Genomic DNA, 21,808 nt, shown 5'->3' with positions numbered 1-21,808 from the left:
CGTCGGAGTTGCTTTCGGAGACTTCCCCTCAGAGGTGCTGTGAAGTGCCTTTTTCCACCCGCACACGCCATTTATGCGCTAGGTGGATCAGAGGGGTGACCTCGCATGCCGAAGCTGGCGTTGTAGAACCCGGCCCGGCTCTTCGAGAGTTGTCCTGGGTGAAGTTTCGGCACATCGGGGGCATGACGTGGGACTGGTCGACGACATCACCGCGGCAGGAGTCCACACCGGCATCCTGGACGCCGTGGAGGAGCGCTATCTCGGCGTGCTCATGGAGAACCCTTCGATCCATGCCGCCGTGGTGGACGAGGGCGGGGGTTACATCTGGGCGAACCCGACAGCTCTTGCCTTCTACGGCGCCTCCTTGGAGCAGGTGCGCGGTAAGACCCCCGCTGACCTCGGCATCGACGTGCTCTTCATGGCGCCAGGCGGTGTCAGCGTAGGGCCCGGTGAACCCGGCCCGATTCCGCAAGACCTCCAGCAGCGCCACCGTTTCCGCCTGCGTACCGACAGCGTGAAGGGGCGTCACTGGTTCGACGGTGTCGTGTTCGCGCTTCCCCGTCAGGGGTGGCGAGGCACAGTCGCGTTGGACGTCACCGCCCAGGTTGAGGCGGAGAGGGCATCACGGGAAGCGGAGGAGCGCTTCAGCGCCTTCATGCTCAACCTGCCGACAGCCGCCACCATCAAGGACGGTGCCGGTCGTCACCTGTGGGCCAACCCTGCCTACCTGCACGCTTATGGACTACTCGCCGCCGACGTCGTCGGCCGGCAGATCGCGGACCTGGTGGAGCCCGAGGTGGCTGCCGAGGTCGACCGCCTCGATCGCGCGGTGCGCGTCGACGGCACCCCGCGCAGGGACATCTGCACGCTCCCGCGAGGTGGCGATCCCAAGAGCGGCACCGCCATCGCACACAGGTTCCCACTCCGCTCTGCGGCAGGTGAGCAGGCTTTCGGAACGGTGCTGGTGGACATCAGCACCGAACGGCAGGCGCGCCGCGAAGCCGAAGCGGCCCAAGAGCAGTACCGCGAGCTCTTCCACCACGCCGGCGTACCGATCGCGTTGCTCGACATCGACGGCGTACTGCTCGACGCCAACTGCGCCTATCTCAAGCTGCACGGCCAAGACCTGTCGGAGATGCGAGGTCGGTCAATTCGCGAGATCACCCGCGGGGTGGTGGAGGCAGCAGGAGAAGACCACTGGCAGACGTTGACTTCCGGAAGACTCGCCTCCTACCGCAGGACCGCCATGCTCAAGCACGCGAACGGCGCGCTGATCATCGCCCTGTGCACCCTCACACTGGTCCGCGGTCACGATGGAGCGGCGAAGTACGTGTACGTGATCGCTGATCCGCTGACCGACATCTCGGCGGGAGGATTGCGGCCCCACCTCGAAGAGGACGGGCTCAGCACAGAGGAAGCCACCATTCTCGTCACGCTCGCCGCAGGGGAAACCTTGGGCGACGCAGGTGAGGCACTCCATCTCTCCCGCGCCGGGCTGAACCACCACCTGAGTCGGCTGCGTCGACGGCTCGGCCTGCCGGCCCGCACTCGAACAGCAGGTCTGGTCGCGCGGGCCTACACACTCGGCTTGCTGGAACTGGGAACTTGGCCGCCGAAGGTAGCCGTGGCGGTCACCGCAGGGCGCACGTCAGGTCGGATCACCGACAGTTCCGAGCCTCAAGCGCTGTAGCTCCTCGCGCTTCTTCGACCGGCGTTCCCACATCTCGCGTGCTTCTCCGCTGTCCCAGAGGCATGCCCTTCCCAGGCCGTGTCGGGAGGTGCGGCAGTCCCCCACATTCGTGTAGGGCTCGCCTGTCGTCGACGAATCAGGATGTGTTCGTGGCACTCGGAAAGGCCTTCGCGGAGCTCCGCAAGACCGGTCTTCGAGGCCCGATCTGCTTGGTGTCGAACAACCTTCAGGAGAACACCATGAAGACCATGATTCGCAAGCTGTTCGCCGTCTCCGCACTCGGCACGGCGGCATTGCTGGCCTTCGGCGCGCCGGCCCAGGCGGCTTCGGCGACGGCTGAGCGGTCCCTGCCCTCGTTCGCGGACTGCAACTACAACAAGCAGTCCGTGAGCTACCTGGACTACGCGACGCCGGGTCAGATCTACGCGCACACGGAGAAGTCGACGAGCAAGTGGGACGGCAACTGCGGTGACGTGACCATCACGCAGAACCTGTTCGTCGTCTCCGCCTCCGGCGTGCAGTACCAGACGAGCAACTCGTCCAAGGACGGAACGGTCACCCAGCAGATCACCTGGACGCTGCAGCCCGGTCAGAGCGCTCACATCCACACCAAGTTCAGCAGGAGCGGCAAGTCCAGCCCCACCTACATCGCCGCAGTGGACAGTCAGGGCAACGTGTCTTACGCCCAGGCCTGAGCCGGACGGCATCCTCGTGTTCAGCAACTGCTGGACACATGATCCCGAATGGAGACGGGATGAAGCTGTGGACCGTGCCCGCGGCCCTCGGAGTCGCTGTCACCGCACTGATCTCAGGTAGCGGGGTGGCGTCCGCCGCGTACACCGAGCCTGACCCCGCCCTTCCGCCCGGGCTTTACAAGATCGCCACCTACATGGATGGCACGGCTTGCTACACGGACGCGCAACTGTTCCTGAGCAGGCACATGGACAAGTGGCGGACCGCGGACTGCGTGCAGACCTACCCGAGCACGGGGTCCGCCTACTACTACACCCTGTGGGCTCGCAAGGAACGGGCATAGCAACTCCGAGCATGTGCGCCTCAGGCTGTGCGGCGCTCACCCGCACAGCCTGAGCTTCCGACTCGGCTACTGGAGTCTCTGCTGGTGTGCCGAGGGTGTGGTGTCCGGTAAGCAGCGACCGTGATCCGGGTCGCGGGTCTTCTCAACCACTTTGATCATTTTTGACTGCTTGTAGTTCGCATACACGATCGGGGACTGTGATGAACGCGCGTCTGCGCAAACTCGGTGTGGCCAGCCTGTCCGGCGGTGTGCTGGCGGGAATGTTGGCTTTGTGCGCCGGGCTGGCGCCGGCAGCTTCGGCTGGAGAGTGCCGGCTCGGTTTCTGCGGCGAGATCACCAACATGACCGGTACGACCATGATGATCGCTCGCTACGGCTACACCGGAATCCCTTTGTACAACGGGGAGAAGTCGAGCCAGTTCATCGCGGACACGGACGAGATCTGGTCCACTTCGTACTCGGTCCGGGTCGGCAACCGGCAGGTGGGACCCAACCAGCGGTTGAAGATCACCGACAACGAGTGGCTCACCTGCAGGCTCAGCGGATCGCTGATCACCTGCTCCTGACCGACCTCCACCACGCGCGGCGAGGCGTGCCTGGCACCGAACACGGTGCCGGGCACGTCTCGCCGTACGGCCGTCAGAGTGGACACTTCTGCCTCGCGGAAGTTCGGTGAAGCGGCTCGGTCATGGTTGACGAGAGCGCGACACCCTGTGGGACGGAACAACGGGAGGCCACTGCGAGCCGTCGAGAAGCCCCAAGTTCACCGCGCGCATGACGAGCTCGGTTCTCGTGTTGGTGTTCAGCAAGGCGCTCAGCCTCCTCAGGTGGTGCGTCACGCCGTCGCGCGTGAGCCGCAGGCACTGGGCGACCGCGGTGTCGGTCAAACCGGCCGACACCAGCTCGAGAATCCTCGCCTGACCCCGGGTCAGCAGAAAAGACGGACGGTCGTCCTCTCCGCGCTCATGTGGTTGAACCTGGAGGGGCGACAGGACGTGCACGAAGTGGTCGGGTTCTCCTCTCCAATCGCGTATCAGAACGATCGACGACTGCACCGTGCGGGGGTCGGAGTTCGCGACGAGCACGGTCACGTTCGCCGGCGGGCATCTCCTCCCTGCGAGCAAGGCCGCGCGTTGCCTGGCAAGCGTCGCGCCGAACTCCGGAGCGAGGAAGTTCTCGAGGAGCTTGCCGCGAGCGGTCGCCAGTGACCGTCGGAGGAGCTGTTCCGCAGAGCTGTTCAGCTGGTCCACCGCTCCGTTCAGCTGCGTGGCCACCATCGCCACCCCGCAGTGACCGAACAGGTCGCGGTAGCGCGCTTCAGCCGCGTTCAGGCGCGCTTTGACCGAGGTGCTTTCCGTGATGTCGAGGAAGACCTCGCCCAGCAGCTTCGTGCCGTCCCCCGCGGGCAGGGCGAACCTCCAGCCCACGTCGGTTCCGGTGGAACCGTCCGGTCTCGTGAACTTGCGGGTCGCTCGAGCCGGCTTGCCCTGCTCGAGCACTTGGCGATCAGCCAGTTCGATCATGCGCGCCTGCTCTCGGGCCTGGAGCGGCAGGTGGTCTTCCACGGTCGTGCCGAGGAAGTTGTCCGGGGGGATGCGGTAGGTGTCGAAGTAGGTGGGGTTCGCCCAGACGTACCTCCCGGCCTCGTCTTTGAGCACCGCGGCCACAGGAGCGTGTTCCATGAACGAACGAAACCGGGTTTCCGCCTCATCGAGGTTGAGCGCCGCGTTCACCACCCCGCTGAGGTCGAGTGCGAGCATCCCGTGAGTCCCGTCATCAAGAGGCATGCGCCTCAGCAGGACGTGTCTGACCCCGCCCAGGCCCACGACATCGACCCACTCGGGACTGGCTCTGAGAAAGGGGTCTGTCGCCCGAGCGACCCTCACGCCGATGTCGGTGAGTTTGCTGCCTTCGAGCGTCTCGGCGTCCACGTTGAGGTAGGCGCAGGCGGAGGGGTTCGCCCACACGATCCTCCTGTCCTGGTCGACGACCCCGGCAGGAAACGGAACGGCGGTCGCGTGCTCGCGGAAACCGGTCGCGCTCGCTCCTCCCTCACCCGCAGGCCCCGCGCAGACGAGTGCGTCCGCGGCCAGGGCGAAGAATGCCGACAGATCCGGGAGCCACAGGTTGTCCGCGGTCATCCGGCTGCCTTCGTCTCGGGGACACACCTCACGATCGCCTGCGCGAACAGCTCCACGTCGGCCATCGATTCTTCGCGTGCCGGTCGCAGGACGAGTCCGTTGACCACCACCACGCCGCGGAACTCACAGCTCCACCGCCACCGAGGAGCTACGAAGCGCTCGACCGCGAACGTGCAGCCCCCGGTCGCCACCAGCCGCCTGACCCCGTCGAGGTCGAAAGCCGCTGCCCGCAACCCGCCGAACACCGTCGCGGACCGGGCGAACCGCATGCCGGCCGCTGTCAGGAGTGTCCATGCGAAACCTCTGCCCACCTGCTCGAACCGCACTGTCGGAATGCCGTCGAAGGAACAGTTCGCGTTCTCCGCCCCTCGAGGCGCGTGAAGAACACTGATCTCGCCCATTGCGAAACCTCTCGTTGCACTGAGACAGGGATGTGCGAGCCCCCGAATCCGCCGCCGCAAACTGCTCGAGAACCGAGTAGTGCAACCAGTGATCCTGTGCTCCACGGGGAGCGTAAGCCGTGAAAGTGGCTGGTAACGCGTGTGCAAGGGGACATTTGCACAGTGGGCTGAGGTGGTGTGGTGAGAACTTCAGACTTATGTCTGGTCTCTTGTTCGGGCGGGATTGCGCAATAGGCGGTAATGAAACCGGATCGGGCGTCCCCGCCCACCACTCCGCGCCGCTGGAGGCGTCTCATTTCGCCGGGTGCCTCGACGGCGAGGGCGCCAACTCGCCGGCCATCCGTGTGACGGCGTGAACCGTTGGGACAACCGATGGCTCCGTGCTTCCGTGCGCTCTGCAGCCACACGTTTGTGCGTGGTGTGCACGGTTCGGTGGTTGACACCATCTGCCGTGGCTTTGGTCAGGCCGGCCGACGGGACGACATGCCCCTGCTTCTGGTGATCAGGGCCTGCTTTCTTCGTCCTGCTCCCGCAGTGCTCAACGAATAGGGTGGAAACCGTCATGATCCGCACGTCTGTTTCGTCCATGGCTGCTCTCGGGTGCGCGTTGGCTGCTGCTGCGGCGTTCGGTGGTGTGGCCTCCGCCGACACGACCACCCCGCAACCCGAGTGCACGTTCACCAACGCCCCGGGCAAGGTCTACTCGGCCACGGTGCGGGGCGCTTCTCCCTCGACCGGCAGCAGCAGTGTCAACGGTCGTTGGTACTTCGACGACGTGCCCGCCACCGCCAACACCTTCGTCGCGATCGGTTCCAACAACACGGTGACGCGCAACAGTGGGGCAACCAAGATCGCGTTCAAGGCGTCGGGCGGCGGGAAGGTGTACTGCGTGTCCTCCAGGTGACACAGCTCGCGCTGGGCGACATTCGATCTACCTGAAGATCAGGCGGGTACTGGGTGTGCAGGGCACTCGGTACCCGCCACTTTTCGTCTTTCGGCCTTGTACGTCCTCGCAGTTGCTTTTGTCGCTCACGAGCTGGTGTGGCGCCGAACACGGAGGACGGCCCTACGTCGACTCACCTGCCAGCCAGATTGATCTTGCTGATCCACGTCGAGACAGTTGACGGGACCTGATTCGGTCCGACAAATCCTAGAAAGTGATTCGCTTTGAAGAAGATTTCGCCTGCCCGGTCGATGCCAATGGCACGACCATCGGCCCCGGCAGGGCGGTCTCGGCTGGCTCGGCTCGGCGTTTTCGCCTTCCGCCGGCCGTGGCTCGTGCTTGGTCTGTGGGTACTGGTGCTGGCGGGTGTACCGGTCTCGGCAACGGTCGGTCTCGGGTTGCACGGGAGCGGACTGAGCACTCAGTACTCCGTCGGATCGGGAGATGCGCAAAAGGCGACGGAGTTGCTCCGGGAGCGCTTTCCCGCACGCGCCGGTGATGGCGGGCAGATCGTGCTGAGCGCGGAGGTAGGTCTGGCGCAGACCGACGTGCGCCAGACGATCGAACGCGGCCTGGCCGCCGTCCGCGCGGCCAGCCCGGAAGTGGTCGGTGTGAGCAGCCCCTACGGTGAGACCGACGGCCAGGTGGCCGACGCCGGGCAGACCTCTCCGGACGGGCGCATCGGGTTCGCCTCCGTCCAGTTCGGCCAGAGGGCGTCCGCGCTGCCGGACGGGACAGGTGAGAAGATCAAGTCGGCGTTCGGCGACGCCGTCCGCGGATCAGGTGTCACCGTCGAGTACGTGGGACAGATGTTCGTCGACAGTGGCCCGCCACCGTACGCAGAACTCGTGGGAATCGCGGTCGCTCTGGTCGTGCTGCTGTCCCTGGGGTCGATCGTTGCCCTGTCGGTGCCCCTGCTGGTCGCGCTTTTCGGTGTCGGTACCGGAATCACCCTGGTCTTGTTCTACCTGTCGAGGCAGGTCCTCGTTCCCGACTTCGCGGCACAGGTGGTCTCGTTCCTCGCCATCGGAATCAGCATCGACTACGCGTTGTTGATCGTGCACCGCTACCGGGGCGAGCTCGGACGCGGCCACGAACCTCTGGAAGCCGTACAGGCAGCCATGTCCACCGCGGGGCGAGCGACGGTGTTCTCCGCGCTCACGGTGGTCGGTTCGCTGGCCGGCATGCTGGTGGTCGGCATGGAGTTCATCAACGGCCTGGCGGTCGCCGCGATGGTCGCCGTCCTGATCTGCCTGGCCGCGACCCTCACCCTCGTGCCGGCGCTCATCAGCTTGTTCGGTCGCAAGGCACGGCCGTTGCCGCCTGACTCCGCCCAGGGGAACCGGTGGCGCAGGCTCAGCACGAGCATCCAGCGGAGTCCGCGCGTGGCAGCGGTCCTTGCCGTCGGAGTCCTGCTGATCCTCGCCGCACCGGCGTTGTCGATCAGACTCGGTCAGGTCGACGCGAGCAACGAGTCCGAGTCCTCGGCCGGACGCCGTGCCTACGACCTGCTCGCCTCCGGATTCGGGCCGGGCTCGACCGGTCCACTCACCGTTGTCGTCGACTTGACGAGGGGCGGTGGCGATCTCGACGCCGTGCGCACGCTGGCCGAGCGCTCTGCCGAACTGACCGGCGTCGTGCGAGTCAGCGAGGTGACTCCCAACCGGTCCGTGGACGCCGACGCCGCCTTCTTCCGCATCACTCCCGCCTTCAGCCAGCAGGACGAGCGCACCGCCGAGCTGGTGGCGAAAGTGCGCGCTGGCGTCATGGCCGACTTCACCCGCACGACGGGCAGCCCGGTGCACCTCGGCGGCCAGACCGCTCGTGGTATCGATCTGGCCGCGACTCTGCAGGACAGGCTGCTCTGGCTCGTCGGCGGAGTGCTCCTCGCCAGCATGATCATGCTGACCGTCCTGTTCCGCTCGGCGTTGGTACCGCTCAAAGCCGCTGCGATGAACCTGCTGTCCATCGGTGCGGCGTTCGGCGTCGTGGTCGCTGTGTTCCAGCTCGGCTGGGGAGCCGAACTCATCGGCGTCGGCCGACCTGGCCCCGTCCTCGCTTTCGCGCCCGTGCTCATCTTCTCCATCGCGTTCGGCGTCTCGATGGACTACGAGGTGTTCCTCTTGGAACGGATGCGGGAGAGCTACCTCGAGACCGGCGACAACACCGCGGCGGTCACCGAAGGAGTCGCGGGAACCGGACGCGTCGTGACGTCCTGCGCCCTGATCATGGTCGCTGTCTTCGCCGCACTGGTCAGTGGAGACGCGCTGCCGGCGAAGATCATCGGCTTGGGCCTCGCTGCCGCGGTCGCCATCGACGCGACCATCGTTCGCATGATCCTCGTTCCCGCCACCATGCAGCTCCTCGGCCACGCCAACTGGTGGCCGGCCGGGCGGCGGGGCAGGTCGGCGGCCGGCGCTGCTGGGCGGGCTTGCCCGCAGCCTCAGCTGTAGGGGGCCGCCGTGTGAGGCGGCCAGGTCCCGGGTACCAGGATGCCCACCGCGTAGGCGCGGGCCACGAGGCCCGCGGTGCGGGTTCGCTCCGGCAGGCCAAGGCGTCTGCGCAACTTCGTCACGTGGTGGTTGACGCCTTGGCGGGACAGGTGCAGTGCGGTCCCGGCTTCCGCGAGCGTGCCACCTGCTGCGAGCGTGGTCAGGATTGTGTGTTCCTCGCGGCAGAGGCGTTCTTCCTCCAGCTGCGGCACGGGACCTGTCGCCGCTCGGGGAGCGAGATCCGTGTCGATGTCCGCGACCGGGTCGGTGACGGAGTAGACGTACTGAGGTGTGCCGTCCGGACTGCTGATCAAGCTCATGGTCGCCACCGCGGCGCTCAGCGTCCCTTTGGCATGGCGGAGCATCGCACGCGACCGGTAACGACCGATCTCGCCGCTGACCAGCTTGTCCCAGCGAGGCTTGTCCTTGACCGCCGTCGTGCCGGTCACGAGGTCACGGATGTGCAGGGAGCGTAGGTGGGAAAGCGAGTGCCCGATCATCTGCGCGTACGCGATGTTGGCGTTCACGACCTTGCCGCCCAGGTCGAACACGATGATGGGTATCCCGCTGTGCTCGAACAGCTCTCGGTAACGCGCCTCGGCGCGCATCGCCGCTTCGCGTGCCTCGTGCAGCTCTGTGATGTCGATGGACACAGCACCCAGTCCTGTTCGGCCGTCCGGTGCCGGTAGGGGGAAGCGGTAGCCGATGTCCACCCCGGTGCTGCCGTCGCCGCGGGTGTGGCGGGACGTGTCGCGCAGGGGCTGACCGCTGGACATGACCTGCTGGTCCAGAGCCGTGGCGTACGCCGCCGTCTCCGTGTCGGTGAGATCGTGGATGGTCCTGCCCACGAAGTGGTCCGGATCGACCCGGTAGGTGTGGAAGTAGGCGGGATTGGCCCACAGGTAACGGCCTTCCGCGTCCTTCATCACCGCCGCCGCTGGGTTGTGCCTCATGAACGAGGTGAACCGCTCCTCGGCTGCGGCCGCCCGCGCACTGGCTTCCACCTCTGCGGTGACGTCGATGAAAACCGACCCGATGCAGGTGCGGCCGTCGGCATCGGTGAACGTGAAGCGGGTTCCTCGACGCACCAGCGGCGCGTCGCCGGCGCCGCGGTCGCGCAACTCGAACGTCATGGGTCCGCCGCCGGCTTCGAGCATCGCGGTGTCCTGAGCGAGCTCGAGCTCGGCCACCTCCGGATCGCAGACTTCGGCCGGTGTTCGTCCGACCACCTCGTCGACGTGACGGCCATGGTGCTTGGCGACCGTGTCGGTGACCCAGATGTAGTGCTGGTTCAAGTCCTTGATCGCACCGAAGGCACCCGAGTGCTGCATGAACAGTGCGAATCGTTCTTTGGCGCGAACGTGCTCGGTGATGTCGAGCAGCAACGATCCGACGCCGGGCCGGCCGTCGGGCCCGGCGACGGGGAACCGGATGCCCACGCCGTGCCCTGTCCAGCCATCGCGCTGCCGGAATCTGACGGTGATCGCCAGAGGAAGGTTGCCGGAGATGACGGTGTCTTCTTCCGCGCGGATGCGATACCGGTCGGCCTCCGCCATGCCCGGGAGGTCTGCGTCGCTGAGTCCGATCAGCTGCTGCGGACTCGTGCCGAGCCGGTCGGCGAAACCGGGGGAGACGTGGACGAACCTGCGATCGTGATCCTTGACGGCGAAGGAGATCGCGTTGAGGGCCCGCGCCCATTCTCCGCCCCACCAGGTCGAGACGCGAAGGTCGTTTCCTGCGTCCAGTTCCGCTTGCTCGCGGGTGTCTCCCGAGTGTGCAAAGTCCCCGCCGCTCATCCGGTGGTCAAGCCTCTCCGCTGTGCCGATCCTGGTCGTTCGGCCGAAGCGCACCATGCCGGCGCACGCTGTCCAGACCGCTCCGACCAGACATATGTGTGATCATTCAGCAGGCGTGGGGCCTCTGCACACCGACGAAACGTCCTCATCACGTGGCCATGCTCAGGTGGTCACGACGCGGGTCAGGTGCGGCTTGCCGGCCCGATGCCGAGGAGCGGAAGTTCCGCACTTTGCGCCGATCATCTGCACGGTCGTTGGGCGCGAAATATCTCTTCGTCACGCGGTGGATCGCGCGGTTCGATTATGAGGCCTGTTACTCGTTGTTCGCAGGAAAAGTCGAGTTCCTGACCCAGCTCGTTCCGAGAAAGTACACACATGTGTGCCTTCAATGCGGGCGCGACACCAGACTATTTCTCCCGCAAGACGTCCTCTGATGCGGCTTTCAAGGAGAAGTGATGAACACGTCGTTGCGCCAGAAGGGTTCGGTGGCCTTCGTCTTGTTGGCCATCGTCGCGTCGCTGTTCGGCACGGCAGGCACCTCTGTGGCTGAGGGCTATCCGACCACGCCGAGCGGTTCTGTCTTCTTCGCCGTCAAACCCGGTAAGACCTCGGCGACGATCACTGTCGACTTCACCGTCTCGCCACGCCTCTACAAGGCGGAGATCCTCGTGAATGGCGGCGTCAAGTCCATCATCACCGGTGCGTGTGAAGCGCCTGCTCCCTTCTGCAACTACAGCAGGACCGTCGCGACCTTCAGCTCGGTTCCCATCGACAGCCTGGAATTCCGGCTCTACGCCACCAACGGCACGATCTCGAATTCCAGGATCGTCCAATGACGGTCGCATCTCTTCAGCGTTTCAGCAACCCGACTGCGAAGAAGGAAAAGATGAGCAAGAGTCTGAAGCTCCCGCGTCTCGCACGCGCCGCCTCGGTTGCGTTGGCCGCGTCCGCTGTCCTGATCTCCCCGCTCGCCGCGGGGCAGGCCTCGGCGGTCAACGGCTACTTCCAGGTGTCCATCCAGTGCCCGGTGCTCGCATCGGAGTCGTACTCCCCGACGCCGGGCTCCATCACGTACCACGAGTACAGGTTGACCCCGTCGATCTCGGTCACCGCGACTGGTGCGGCCGGATCCGGGTCTGCAAGCGGCGCCTGCCCCTCGAGCGGTGCGTCGCAGCGCATCTACATCAACGTCGTCGTTCCCAAGGGCGCGAACTACACCCTCGACGCGAACGTCAGCGGGCTCGGCAAGTTCCAGAATCCGCGTGCGCCCTACCCCATCCCCGCGACGATCACCATCACCTCGTTCGCGGCGACGCCGGGCGGGAGTGGCACGGGGACGAGCAGGACCGTTCGCGACGGGGCCAACGCGCTGGGAAGCGGATTCAACATCGGTTGATCCTGGGGGATGACCTGGAATGATGGAAGACGATTACACGTAAGGCCTAGCGGTGACAATGGCCCGGTGACTCGATGAGTCGCCGGGCCATTGTGCTGGTGTTGAAAGATCGCTTGCTGGTGCCGAAAGCGCCTGCAAGCGATCTTTCAAACTGTTCGTCAGAGAAGAGAGAACTCGTCGAAGAGTACCGCGGCATCTTTTGGAGTTCGCGTGTCGTATCGGTACGACCGCACGACTCCGCGACCGGAGTCCAGTACTGAGAACGCGGTGACCGAATTGCTCGACACGAACGGCAACGGCGTCCCGTCGGGACCGGTCAGCGGCGCGATGGTCGGAACCACGGGCCGAAGCCCACCGGGATCACCCTGCTGGACGTAGTCGGGAGACTGCGGAACAGCGCGGGAAGCACCAGAGCTCGTGTCGTAGGCGCCGTAGGTGTTGCCGACGTTGGACGTCTCGAGCCAGTGCATGCCGCGGGCGTTGCGGAACCTGTTCCAGATGTGGGAGTGGCCGTTGAGCACCAGGTGGACACCGTGGCTGTTCAGCATCGGCTCCAGGTCGGTGAGGATCTCGTCGCGCTGCAAGGAGTAGTGATAGCGCACCGCGCTCACCTCGCCCGTCGCAGGGTCGCGCTCGACCGACTGCTCCGGATCCGAGAACGGTGGCGCGGAGTTGTCACCCAGGCCGTGGGACGGGTGATGGAACATCACCACGCGGTACTTCGCACGGCGGGCCTCGGGAGAGGACAACTCACGCTGGGCCCACCGGTACTGCTCGCTGCCCTTGGCCACGGATTCGAAGGGGAACTGGCCGTAACCCCAGCGTTCCGGTGAGCGCAGGTCAGACTCTGCCTCGCTGTACCTGCCGCGAGCGCCGGCCGTGGGAACGCGCCAGATCTGCGTGACGAACAGGCCGACGAGGAACACGTCCCCGACGGTGCGCGACCACCACCGCGATCCCCCTGAGTTGCTGCGTGGGTAAGGGAACAGCTCCTCATAGGTCCGCACGTTCCACGACCTGTCGTCAACGGAACCGCGCGCGGTCCGGTCGCGCATCGCGATCCTGCGCGGCTGCGGATCGTTGAACTGGGCGCTGAGAGGGTTGGTGGTGGAGTAGCGTCCCATGACTTCGTGGTTGCCGATCACGGGGTACAGCGGGCTGTTCTGCAGCAGCGGAGCGCCGCGGTAGATCCTGCCCGCGATCTCGCGGTGGGCTCGTCCGGTCATGCCGGCGAAGAAGGCCAGGCCCGAGGCATCGTCGAACCACTCGCTCGCGCGGTCGGGCACGTTCACCAGGTCGCCGGCCATGAGAACCCCGTCGAGTTCGGTTCCCACGGTCTGCCCCACGAGCTCGAGGTTCGCAGGTGTCATGGTCTTGAGCTGGTGGTCGCTGGTGAGCAGCAACGTCACTGGTTCGCCCGCTCGCGCCACCGCGGACAACGTGTGCACGGGAGTGATCGCCACCCGCCACCGTTCGTCGAAGGACACGACGCGGTAGGGCACGCGACGCGACGTCAGACCTTCAGCTACGGCGACATGGCGGTACACGTGCCGTTCCACCACGGTGCTGGGCTTCGAACCGCTGGAACTGTTGGACTCGGCATCCTCGCGCATTCTCGACAGACGAGCGGTCTGTGCGCTTGCCACCCTCTGATCACGTCCGCGGCGGCGGCCGCCTAGTGCAAGGGCTATGACGTCGACGTCATCAGCGTTGCGTACACCCTCGCCGTACACCACCCGATGCATGACGCCACGTGTTTCGGTGTGCCACACCACACGCACGCTGTCCGCGTCGGGGTCGAGCAGATACGGCTGACACAGAAGTTCAGTGCGTTCGATCTGCCACGCCGGCCGGTTCTTACCGTCTTCTGCGGCTGATGCCGTACCTGTTCCCGCGGTGAGCAGCGCACCGGTAGCGAGAGCTCCTCCGATGAACGACCGCCTGGTCGTGTCACCGGGCGTCGTCGCTTCTGCGTCGTGTCCAGCCGCAGCGTTCGCCTTTGTCATCATTTCCCCTGGTGGAGGTGGCGCCTCCGAGCCGGGCTCTCGCTGTCTTCCGCATTCGCGGACCGAACGAGCCGATCAGGACGAGGGGCGGCGGCTCGGCAAGCAACCATGTGGTCATGACGAGTGAACATTCAGCAGTCCGCGCTGGAGGACATGGTGTTCGACCACGAATCCAGTGTGGATTTTCCGCAGAAGTCCAGAAAGGACGGCTGAAGCACTCGTCGCGATCGTCTACGACGATCAGGTCATCCAGGCGCACAACTGTGTGGTCGCAGGATTTTCTGCCTGAGGATCGCTTGCCGGCGGGAAGCGGACTTCCGGGCTGGTGCAACCGAGGTTGCCAGCAGCCTCATGTCGTGGAGGTGAAGTCTCGCGTGGCGGCGCATGTGATCGTCCGATCCCACGAATCGTTGGAAACCCTGACTCGATACACCTGGGAGTAGGGAGTGAACGAGTTGTACGAAGAAACGAAGTTCGTGGACTTCGAACCTTGGTTCGCGGTGACCCATGCGCCATCGGTCTGGAACTGCTTGTGCTCCCAGAAAACCCTGGCGGGAGAAGTCGTTGCAGCAGTGCAAGTGATCGACACGACTGGCCAGTCGCGGTCGCGGTCCCAGGAGAAACCTCCTGTCTGACGAGGAGCGATGCTCACCGCATCCGCGGAGGAGGCGGCTTCTGCGGCCGGTGTCGATGTCGCGAAGGCGCACGCGAGCAACATCGTTGCTGCGATCAGCGGGGTCTGAGGCACCGGGACTCCTGTCGAAGACGTGTCAACGTTGCGGTGGCTGCTCACCACCGCTGCATCGTCTTCGGAGTGCGCGTGCGTCGCGCTACACCCATGTGTGCTTTGTGGCGCAGCGAAAGGGGATCCCTGTCGGAATCGCTTCCTGCCAGGGATCGAGCGGGTGGCCCCGTCGCGTCGAGGAACGCGATTGCGGACCACCCGCTCCTGTGCCGTCGGCCGATTGTCGCCGCGGTCGACCGACGGTCCCGGCTGCGGCTGGAGGCGTGCTAGGCCACCGAGCACCTGTAGTTGGCCACGACCTTGTAGCCGTTGGTGATGATGTACTGCTGCTCCGACACGCCCGCACAGGAGTGCCGCCTGCCGTCACGGTTCCACCACAATGTGAGCGACCGCTCGGCCTCGGCCTCGGCAGCGCCGATGCTGGAGCCGACGCCAGAGCACGCCAGGGTGATGCTGCCGGGCGAGCTCTGGGTCTGCGAGCAGTCGTTCGCGGAAGCCGCCGAGGCTTGACCTGCCGCCGACAACATCGCGGTGACCGCGCACGCGCCGAGCAGTGCCATCTTCGCTGGGCTGATGTACTTCATCTCATCCTCCTGAGTGGACTTGGTGCCCGTTTAGTCCACTCAGGACACTGCTTGTCGGCAATGCACGTTTGTGCGCCTGCTGTTTGGTGTCGTCTGACTCGTTCATCGATCTCCATGGCACGCAGGAGGGCTCCACGCGCCAGGAGAGATGCGCATGGAGCCCTCTCGGGGACGAACCCGAGTGCACCCCTGCAATCCGGCGACGAAACTGTGGGAGTCGCCGTGTTTCATTCGTGCTCTCCCAGTGTCCGTCCTGCGGGCGATGGTTTGCGTCGCGTTCTCTGTGCATCCGCACATCGTTGTGATGGTCGACTTCGGCCCGCTTGGTCGATGCGGGCCGCGCGGTTGGGATCGGATCGACGGCCACGTCGGGTGTGCACGTCCTGCAGCCCGCGAAGAGCGTGGCCGGTCGAGGCTGAAGACGCTGCGCTCGGCCCGCACGTGCACCCGGAACTCTTCACGCGTGGCCCGTCCCGCGCGAGCGCGATCGCCGACGAGGTGCGGCGGAGAGGGTGACGCCGCGAAGACCTGGTTCGATGACCAAGGCTGCGGTGGGGAAATGATGAGCCCACACGCTACACAAACGTGTGGGGATTTTGTCTTCCGTCTGGATAATCTCCGGCGTCGATGTGAGATCGCCTGAATTTCGGTGGCTCGCGCCGCTCGCGAATGAAGGCAGGTACCAATGTTTCGTGCGGACAACCTTGTTGCTGATGACAGCGACTCGTCGGCGTCACGGGAAATGTGCGGCGAAGACGTCGGCGTGAAATTGGGCGACGACAGCTTGAGTGTTGACCAGGTCGTTGCGGTGGCGCGAGCTGGTGAGGATCTGTCCGTGAGGATCGACGGCCGTGCGGCTGCGCGCATGCGCCGGTCTGTCGAGTTGCGGCATCGCTTGATCGCGACCGGAAGACCCATCTACGGCGTGATCACGGGCTTTGGCGACAGCGCGCGTTTCCACCTGAGTCCGGACAAGGCTACCGCCTTCCAGCAGAACCTCGTCACCTACCACCTCAACGGCACGGGTTCGAGCGCGCCTGTCGAGGTGGTTCGAGCGGCCATGCTGATCCGGGCCAACAGCTTGTCCCGAGGCTTCTCCGAACAGGCCGAACGAGTCGCGCAGGGACTGGAGCCGATCGACGTCATCCTGCACTTCGACCCGCACGCCGTGCTGGAACTGCCCCAGGAACGGAAGAAGTTTGGTGACGGGTCGGCGTTCATCGCGGACCTCATGTCGGCCACCTAAGCCAAGTTCAGCGCACGGCGGGACGAGATCCTGCGCAGGTTCGCCGAGGCGGCCGCTGCACGGACGGAGAAGCGCTCCGGCGGATGAAGGGCTGAAGTCCCTTGGTCGCGGGCGATGAAGGCCGGTCGGTCGGGATCCTCTGCGGCTCAACCTGCCGGTTCTGACGCAGACGTCACGGTGCGGTGCCCGGCCAAGAGGGCGAGTCCGTCATCTCGGCCGCTGACTCGAGCCTCCGAAGCCGGCCCGGCGACGGCGCTGTCGTCGTCGACGACGACAGCGCTTGGTAGACCCGATCGGCCTGGTCAGAGGACAGTCCTGTCAGCAACGCCTCGCTCGCGCGACGCAGCACGGCAGCCCGCCGGTCGTTGAGATCGCCGACTTCCCGGTAAGGCATCGGCGCATCCAGGTCGGCCGACAAGGTGGCGGATCGCATCGCCGCGACCAGGACCTCCCGTGCGGTCATCGCCTGGACTCCCAGGGAGACGTGCAGGCTGAAACTCTCGGCGGAAGCGACGTGCGGGCAGCCGCGTGGCACGAACAGCGCATCGCCCTGCTGAAGCACGACATCGAGGACGGGTTCGTCCGACACGTCCACGGGTGCGTTGCGCACCGGCTCCGGACGCTTCGCGAACACCCGCCATCGCTTGCTGCCGGTCGTTTGGACGGCGAGGACGTCATAGGCGTCCGTGTGCACGCTGAGTCCCGTCTCCGAGGCCGGAGTCAGGAAGAGCCCTGCCAGAACGGGCTGGGCGAGGGCAGAGCGCAGTTGATCACACAACACCGCGATGCCGGGGAGCCACAGTTCGCACCCCGGCAACGCCAGGGTGTGCCCGCTCTCCACGAGGTCGAACAGCGCTGCGTGCCTCACCACACCGGGAAGTGGAACGCGGTCGATTCGCGCGGTCGCGGTGTACTGGGCCGCCGGTACCACGACGCCGTGCCTGGTGACGACCACCTGTTCGCTGCGGAGTCCGTGCCGCCCTATCACGCCTTCCACCTCGGCGGCGGTGACGGCGGTGAACGGCGCACACTTGCCGAGGCCCGGAAGGTGCGCCGGCGACGGCTGCTCTTGAACCTGGGAGAGTCGCGCCAAAGCGGCGAAACGTTCCACAAGCGGGTGCATCTCACGCTCCTACTCGATCTGGGCTGGTCAGGGTGCCGATGACATCCGTCGCCGTGCGCGAGAGCAGGTAGCAGACCTGCAGCCTCTGGGACGCCGTGATGCCCAATCGGGTCAACTGCAGGTAGCAGAGGTTGACCGCGAACCGGTACCCCTGGTGCCAGTCGCAACGGGACAGCCGTTCGAGCTGGGCGGGATCGCCCATCGTCGCCATGTGCAGAGGACTGGCTCGCACGGACTCCGCATAACGACCCCACGTGGCAGGATCCGCGCTGGCCATCGGCATGCGCACGCCACGGCGGTGCAGAGCCGTCGCCTCATCGCGCCGCGGCTCGATCAACGACGTCCATCGCAGACCGGCGATGTCGCCGTCGGGCACGCCGTCGACGATCGAGCGAAGGCGGCGGATCAACGCCGGGCGCAGCCTGTCGTACAGCGATTCGCAGTGCTGTCGTACTCGAACAGGATCGGACGCGGTGACGACCAGCCGCTCCGCCTGCATTCGCATCGATCCGAACCCGGAGACGGGATCATGACGCTCCGGTGTGGCGATGAGTGCCGTCGAAGCGAGCAGGTCGAAAGCCAGGGAGAACTTGGAACGGCCTGCCTCCACGAGCCGATAGCTGTCGACGGAGTGCTTCCAGGCAGCGACGTCGAAATCACGCACCAGGCCGGCGAACTCCGTTCCCACCACGCCCGACCGGTCGTCCTCCACGCCGAAGTGAACGCTGTTGTCCGGCGCCAGCGGGTGCAGCGGCTCGAGGACCTGCTCGTCCCAGGCCAGTTGCTCGTGCACGGTCCGCAGCGCGTCGGGGTCGATGCGTGCGGTCGAGGGTTCGTTCAGCAAGAAGGGTTCGACGAAAGTCTGGACGCCGTGCGCCAGGAGATCCTCTGACCCGGTTCGCGGTGCGACTGCGATGCGCAGGTGGGGACCGAGTCTCCAGTGCGGTGCGAAGTAACTGGGAACCGATCGGTCTTCGAGCCACCGCAGGAGCGGAGCCACCGCACGCAACACCAGGGCATCGCGATCTTGCGAGTAGTAGTGCACGCGCGCCGCGGCCCATTGCCCGACACTCATGCGAACGCCCGGTCCGCTCGAGTCGCGAGCACGAGTGCGCGCAAGGCGTCTTCCTGAAGCGGGCCGATTCCCAGTCGGTTGGCCAACAGGTGTGCGCAGTCGCGGACCACTCGCGAGATCGGTGGTGCGTCGTCGGCTGTGCGAAGGGCGTGCACCAGCTCCGCGACGGAGTGGGCGAGAGGGGATCCCGCCAGGGCGGGGTTGTCGGATACCAGCCCCTCCGCGTGGGACTCCGCCAACCAGGTGGCCGTCAGTGTGAGCCTCGCCCGAGTGGGCATGTCATGTTCCAGATGGCGCAAAGCCAGTCTGCTGGAGTCGGTGAAATGCCGCTCGACAGCCTCCAGCACCGCGCCGCGTCCGTAGCGATCGTGTTCTGGCCGGTAGGTGGACTCGACGAGACTTCCGTGCGGAAGTGGTGGCAGCACGTCGCGCTCACCCTCCGCGGCTGCCCACGGCCGTACCGCGTCCAACCACGACCGCTCGTCGATTTCGGGTGCGGCAGGACCCTCGCGCAGCCAGTCGGAGCTGTTCTCCAGCAGCGCGTGGCGGATCCGTGCTCGATCGGCGCTGATTCTCGGATGAAGCCTCACGCGGATGTGCGGCCCTTCCTGCCAGTAGCGCAGGAAGAAGCAGCGGTCCACCAGTTCTCCGTCCATCATGGACTGGAAGAGCGGTCGCACGACATCGCGCAGGTAGTCGTCTTGACGGTGCGACAGGTGCACGTGCAGGCACACCCAGCTGGTGTCGTTCACCGTACTTCTCCCTCCAGCAGAACGTGTTCCTCGACCCTGTCGGCACTGCCGGGATCAGGCGCGAGCTCGGTGAAGACAGCGATCCCGCCCGCTCCCCGCAGCGAATCCTCGACCGCGCGCACGAGCAGCGGCGAGCCCAGGTCGAAGTAGAGGGGCTTCCTCGCCTTCGTTGTGTTGGTCGACGCAGCGGTGGAGTCGTGTTGATAGGCACGCACGAAACAACGTTCCGGAACGCCATGTTCCGCAAGCCACCGTGCCCAGCGAACGAGGTGGTGAGCACCTGTCTCGCCCGCGGCCCGTCGCGGCAACCCGTCGACCCACGCCGACCATGACCGGCGGCGCAACACCAAGCGTCCCAGAACAAGTCTCGGGTGCGACACCACATCGGACCGATCGTCGGCGCTGGGCCGGCGCAGCCACAGACGCCCCGGATACAGCGTCAAGGTGTCGGCGCAGAACCCGTGCACCAGCAGATGCAGAGCCGGGGGCAGAAAGGCCGGTGACAGCGTGCTCGTGTGCACGGGCTCCACCGCCACGTCCTCTCTGCTCCAGCGCAGCTGGAGGAGCCCGGACTGATCGCTGACCACGATCAGCTCACCGATCGGCACCCGCCGATCCCGTGCGGCCGACGAGACGAGTGACGGATAGTCCAGTACGTGTGTCGTGGTGCGAGTGCGTGCGTTGAGCGGATGCCCCAGCACGTTCTCCACCTCGATCCTGAGTGCCGCACCCCCGTCTGAGGGCGGCTCGGCCCTCAGCCCGGCAAAGCCGGCCCGCCGCAACGCTCTGTCCACGTGCGACGCTCCCCACGCCTGTGCGGGAACGACCGAGTTCACGGCGAACCTGCCCTCTGGCAGGGGTTGTCCGAGCACCGCGATCCTGGGAAGTGACCACCGGCCACCGAGCGCGATCGGCTCGAGGTCCGGCACCTCGACTTCTTCCTCGTCGCAGGGGAGTGATCTGAGCGTTCGTTCCGCCGCCGAGCGTGCCGCCAGAACGTCCCTGAGGAGGTTCCACTCCGGACCGGGCGGCGCATTTCCCGGCCACACCGCGGCATCCTGGACGGCTCGGGCCGCGATGTGGTGCCGGTGGCCGGGATCGCGAAGCGCGCGATGCAGTTCCTGGTAGAGGACCAGAAAAGGGACAGGCGAGCGCGTGAAGGCGCTGGCGTGGAAACCGGCCAGCGCGGCGCGATAAGGCAGCGTGGAGTCGAACGGGCTCAGCACCTGCCGAAGACGACCCAGATCGTCCCGGACGTGAAACGCGGGCGCGCGTGGCACGGCTATCGCCTCGCTCACCACCATTTCCTCTGTTGCCCAGGCGCCTGTGCCGCGAGGTGCCGCCTGATCGGCAAGCCACCGGTCCACCCGATGAACACCGCGCTCTACGGCGCGGCCGCACTCGTCCAGGCGCTCCGTCGCCGGCGCGGCGGCGAGTTCTTCCAGCGCCGCGACCAATTCCGCGTCCGTCGAGCGTTCACGCAACCAGGCCAGCAACGTCCGGGGCCACTCCGGGTCCTGGTCCGCCACGGGAACGTGCACCTCGAGGACGTTGGCCTCGACCAACCGCCGCACAAGCAGCTCGCCCTGGTCCGGTCGACGTGACAGCGCAGAAGCGACGTCCTGCGTCGTCGCCGGCGTCCGGTCCGCGATCAGTGCCAGCGCTCGTTCCAGTGCAGGAGTCAGCGGGATCTCCGCCACGTCGCCGGAGGGAGGAGGGCCGAGCACGACGAGACGATCGGTGTGCGCTACCAGACCGGGATTGAGCCGGATCGACAGTCGCGGCCACAACCGCGGTTCCCGAGCGATAACCGCTCGCAGCCGCATCAGCCGCTCGACCGAGGGTTCCACCACGAGGGCGGTCCGGTTGCCGCTGTCCGCGAGCTCGTCGTGCCACCGGGCCGCGCCTTGGACCAGGAACGAGGACAGGGGGCTCGTCTTCACCGCCGCACGGCACACCAGGCGGACCAGCGCCGCTCGCAGCCGCCATCCGGGAGGAGTGCCCCCGCGCAGCCAGGGCAGGATCGCGTCGGCGACAGCCGGAAGCGTCGAGCGGAGACCGCGCTGCACCACCGGGTCCGCACACACCCGCCGAAGGTGGTCCAGGGCGGACCGCTCGTGTTCGGTCACGATCACTTCGAGTTCGGCCCCGAGCCGGTCGATCTCGGCCGACCGGGCGGCGACCTCCGCCACCGCGTCACCGATCCGGTCTCCAGACCACGTGCGTGCGATGTGCACGTCCGCGGCCCGCACCTTCCTCCTGTGCGCCGCCCGGCGCACACCGACCAGTTCGCCCCGGCCGTCGCCGTGAGCGCGGTTCGCGATGACGTCGTGGAGAGCATCGGTCACCCGGCTGACGAGCACGTCCACCTGCTGCTCCCGT

The 21,808-nt window shown here is 66.2% G+C and carries 18 protein-coding genes; 9 read left to right on the top strand and 9 right to left on the bottom strand.

Going from position 1 to position 21,808, the window contains the following annotated elements; translation table 11 throughout:
- The first annotated feature begins 187 nt into the window (after positions 1–187).
- The 4 genes from ND450_RS20390 to ND450_RS20375 all read left to right on the top strand — a co-directional run bounded on the left by ND450_RS20390 (position 188) and on the right by ND450_RS20375 (position 3,292).
- Positions 188–1,690, top strand: a complete 1,503-nt coding sequence (locus ND450_RS20390; protein WP_253327660.1) for a PAS domain-containing protein — start codon at positions 188–190, stop codon at positions 1,688–1,690.
- A gap of 239 nt (positions 1,691–1,929) precedes the next feature.
- Complete coding sequence (locus tag ND450_RS20385; protein WP_253327659.1) at positions 1,930–2,385, top strand: hypothetical protein; 456 nt, start codon at positions 1,930–1,932, stop codon at positions 2,383–2,385.
- Between the two features lie 59 nt (positions 2,386–2,444).
- A complete protein-coding gene (locus tag ND450_RS20380) occupies positions 2,445–2,726 on the top strand; it encodes a hypothetical protein (RefSeq protein ID WP_253327658.1) in 282 nt (93 codons plus the stop codon).
- A gap of 200 nt (positions 2,727–2,926) precedes the next feature.
- Positions 2,927–3,292 carry a hypothetical protein gene (locus ND450_RS20375; RefSeq protein WP_253327657.1) on the top strand — a complete coding sequence of 122 codons (366 nt, stop codon included), beginning with the start codon at positions 2,927–2,929 and terminating at the stop codon, positions 3,290–3,292.
- A 120-nt stretch (positions 3,293–3,412) separates the two neighbouring features.
- On the opposite strand, the gene ND450_RS20370 is transcribed toward ND450_RS20375, so the two are convergent.
- Entirely contained in the window at positions 3,413–4,867 is a 1,455-nt protein-coding gene (locus ND450_RS20370) for a PAS domain-containing protein (RefSeq protein WP_253327656.1), read from the bottom strand.
- Positions 4,864–5,136 (bottom strand): hypothetical protein, encoded by a 273-nt coding sequence (locus ND450_RS20365; RefSeq protein WP_253327655.1) that lies wholly within the window; start codon positions 5,134–5,136, stop codon positions 4,864–4,866. The genes ND450_RS20370 and ND450_RS20365 overlap by 4 nt, the downstream gene beginning before the upstream one ends.
- 718 nt (positions 5,137–5,854) lie before the next feature.
- On the opposite strand from ND450_RS20365, the gene ND450_RS20360 reads away from it, so the two are divergent.
- Together ND450_RS20360 and ND450_RS20355 are read left to right on the top strand one after the other, a co-directional pair.
- Positions 5,855–6,172 carry a hypothetical protein gene (locus ND450_RS20360; RefSeq protein ID WP_253327654.1) on the top strand — a complete coding sequence of 106 codons (318 nt, stop codon included), beginning with the start codon at positions 5,855–5,857 and terminating at the stop codon, positions 6,170–6,172.
- A gap of 290 nt (positions 6,173–6,462) precedes the next feature.
- A complete protein-coding gene (locus ND450_RS20355; protein ID WP_371927739.1) occupies positions 6,463–8,664 on the top strand; it encodes an MMPL family transporter in 2,202 nt (733 codons plus the stop codon).
- Here the strand turns inward: ND450_RS20355 and ND450_RS20350 are convergent.
- Positions 8,655–10,556 carry a PAS domain-containing protein gene (locus ND450_RS20350; protein WP_253327652.1) on the bottom strand — a complete coding sequence of 634 codons (1,902 nt, stop codon included), beginning with the start codon at positions 10,554–10,556 and terminating at the stop codon, positions 8,655–8,657. The genes ND450_RS20355 and ND450_RS20350 overlap by 10 nt on opposite strands.
- 398 nt (positions 10,557–10,954) lie before the next feature.
- On the opposite strand from ND450_RS20350, the gene ND450_RS20345 reads away from it, so the two are divergent.
- Positions 10,955–11,335 carry a hypothetical protein gene (locus ND450_RS20345; RefSeq protein WP_253327651.1) on the top strand — a complete coding sequence of 127 codons (381 nt, stop codon included), beginning with the start codon at positions 10,955–10,957 and terminating at the stop codon, positions 11,333–11,335.
- Positions 11,332–11,895: a hypothetical protein gene (locus ND450_RS20340; RefSeq protein WP_253327650.1), complete on the top strand. Its 564-nt coding sequence runs from the start codon at positions 11,332–11,334 to the stop codon at positions 11,893–11,895. Before ND450_RS20345 ends, ND450_RS20340 begins: the two co-directional genes overlap by 4 nt.
- A gap of 158 nt (positions 11,896–12,053) precedes the next feature.
- Here the strand turns inward: ND450_RS20340 and ND450_RS20335 are convergent, their stop codons facing one another.
- Both ND450_RS20335 and ND450_RS20330 read right to left on the bottom strand, forming a co-directional pair.
- Positions 12,054–13,508, bottom strand: coding sequence for a metallophosphoesterase (locus tag ND450_RS20335; protein WP_253327649.1), 1,455 nt, complete (start codon positions 13,506–13,508; stop codon positions 12,054–12,056).
- Between the two features lie 1,404 nt (positions 13,509–14,912).
- Entirely contained in the window at positions 14,913–15,230 is a 318-nt protein-coding gene (locus tag ND450_RS20330) for a hypothetical protein (protein ID WP_253327648.1), read from the bottom strand.
- 685 nt (positions 15,231–15,915) lie between these two features.
- Between ND450_RS20330 and ND450_RS20325 the strand changes: the two genes are divergently transcribed.
- Positions 15,916–16,476 carry an aromatic amino acid lyase gene (locus ND450_RS20325; RefSeq protein WP_253327647.1) on the top strand — a complete coding sequence of 187 codons (561 nt, stop codon included), beginning with the start codon at positions 15,916–15,918 and terminating at the stop codon, positions 16,474–16,476.
- A 172-nt stretch (positions 16,477–16,648) separates the two neighbouring features.
- Here the strand turns inward: ND450_RS20325 and ND450_RS20320 are convergent, their stop codons facing one another.
- From ND450_RS20320 to ND450_RS20305, 4 genes are read right to left on the bottom strand one after another with little or no spacing between them, the layout of a single operon-like run.
- The gene (locus ND450_RS20320) at positions 16,649–17,599 is read right to left on the bottom strand and encodes a cupin domain-containing protein (protein ID WP_253327646.1); all 951 of its coding nucleotides are present in this window, start codon (positions 17,597–17,599) and stop codon (positions 16,649–16,651) included.
- A gap of 1 nt (position 17,600) precedes the next feature.
- Positions 17,601–18,674, bottom strand: coding sequence for a lantibiotic dehydratase C-terminal domain-containing protein (locus ND450_RS20315; RefSeq protein WP_253327645.1), 1,074 nt, complete (start codon positions 18,672–18,674; stop codon positions 17,601–17,603).
- Entirely contained in the window at positions 18,671–19,426 is a 756-nt protein-coding gene (locus ND450_RS20310; protein WP_253327644.1) for a lantibiotic dehydratase C-terminal domain-containing protein, read from the bottom strand. Before ND450_RS20310 ends, ND450_RS20315 begins: the two co-directional genes overlap by 4 nt.
- Positions 19,423–21,678, bottom strand: a complete 2,256-nt coding sequence (locus ND450_RS20305) for a lantibiotic dehydratase family protein (RefSeq protein WP_253327643.1) — start codon at positions 21,676–21,678, stop codon at positions 19,423–19,425. The genes ND450_RS20310 and ND450_RS20305 overlap by 4 nt, the downstream gene beginning before the upstream one ends.
- Positions 21,679–21,808: the final 130 nt, after the last annotated feature.

Origin of the sequence: Lentzea sp. HUAS12 (assembly GCF_024125735.1) — a bacterium.
GTDB lineage: Bacteria > Actinomycetota > Actinomycetes > Mycobacteriales > Pseudonocardiaceae > Lentzea > Lentzea albida.
This window is presented reverse-complemented; position numbering and strand designations above follow the sequence as displayed.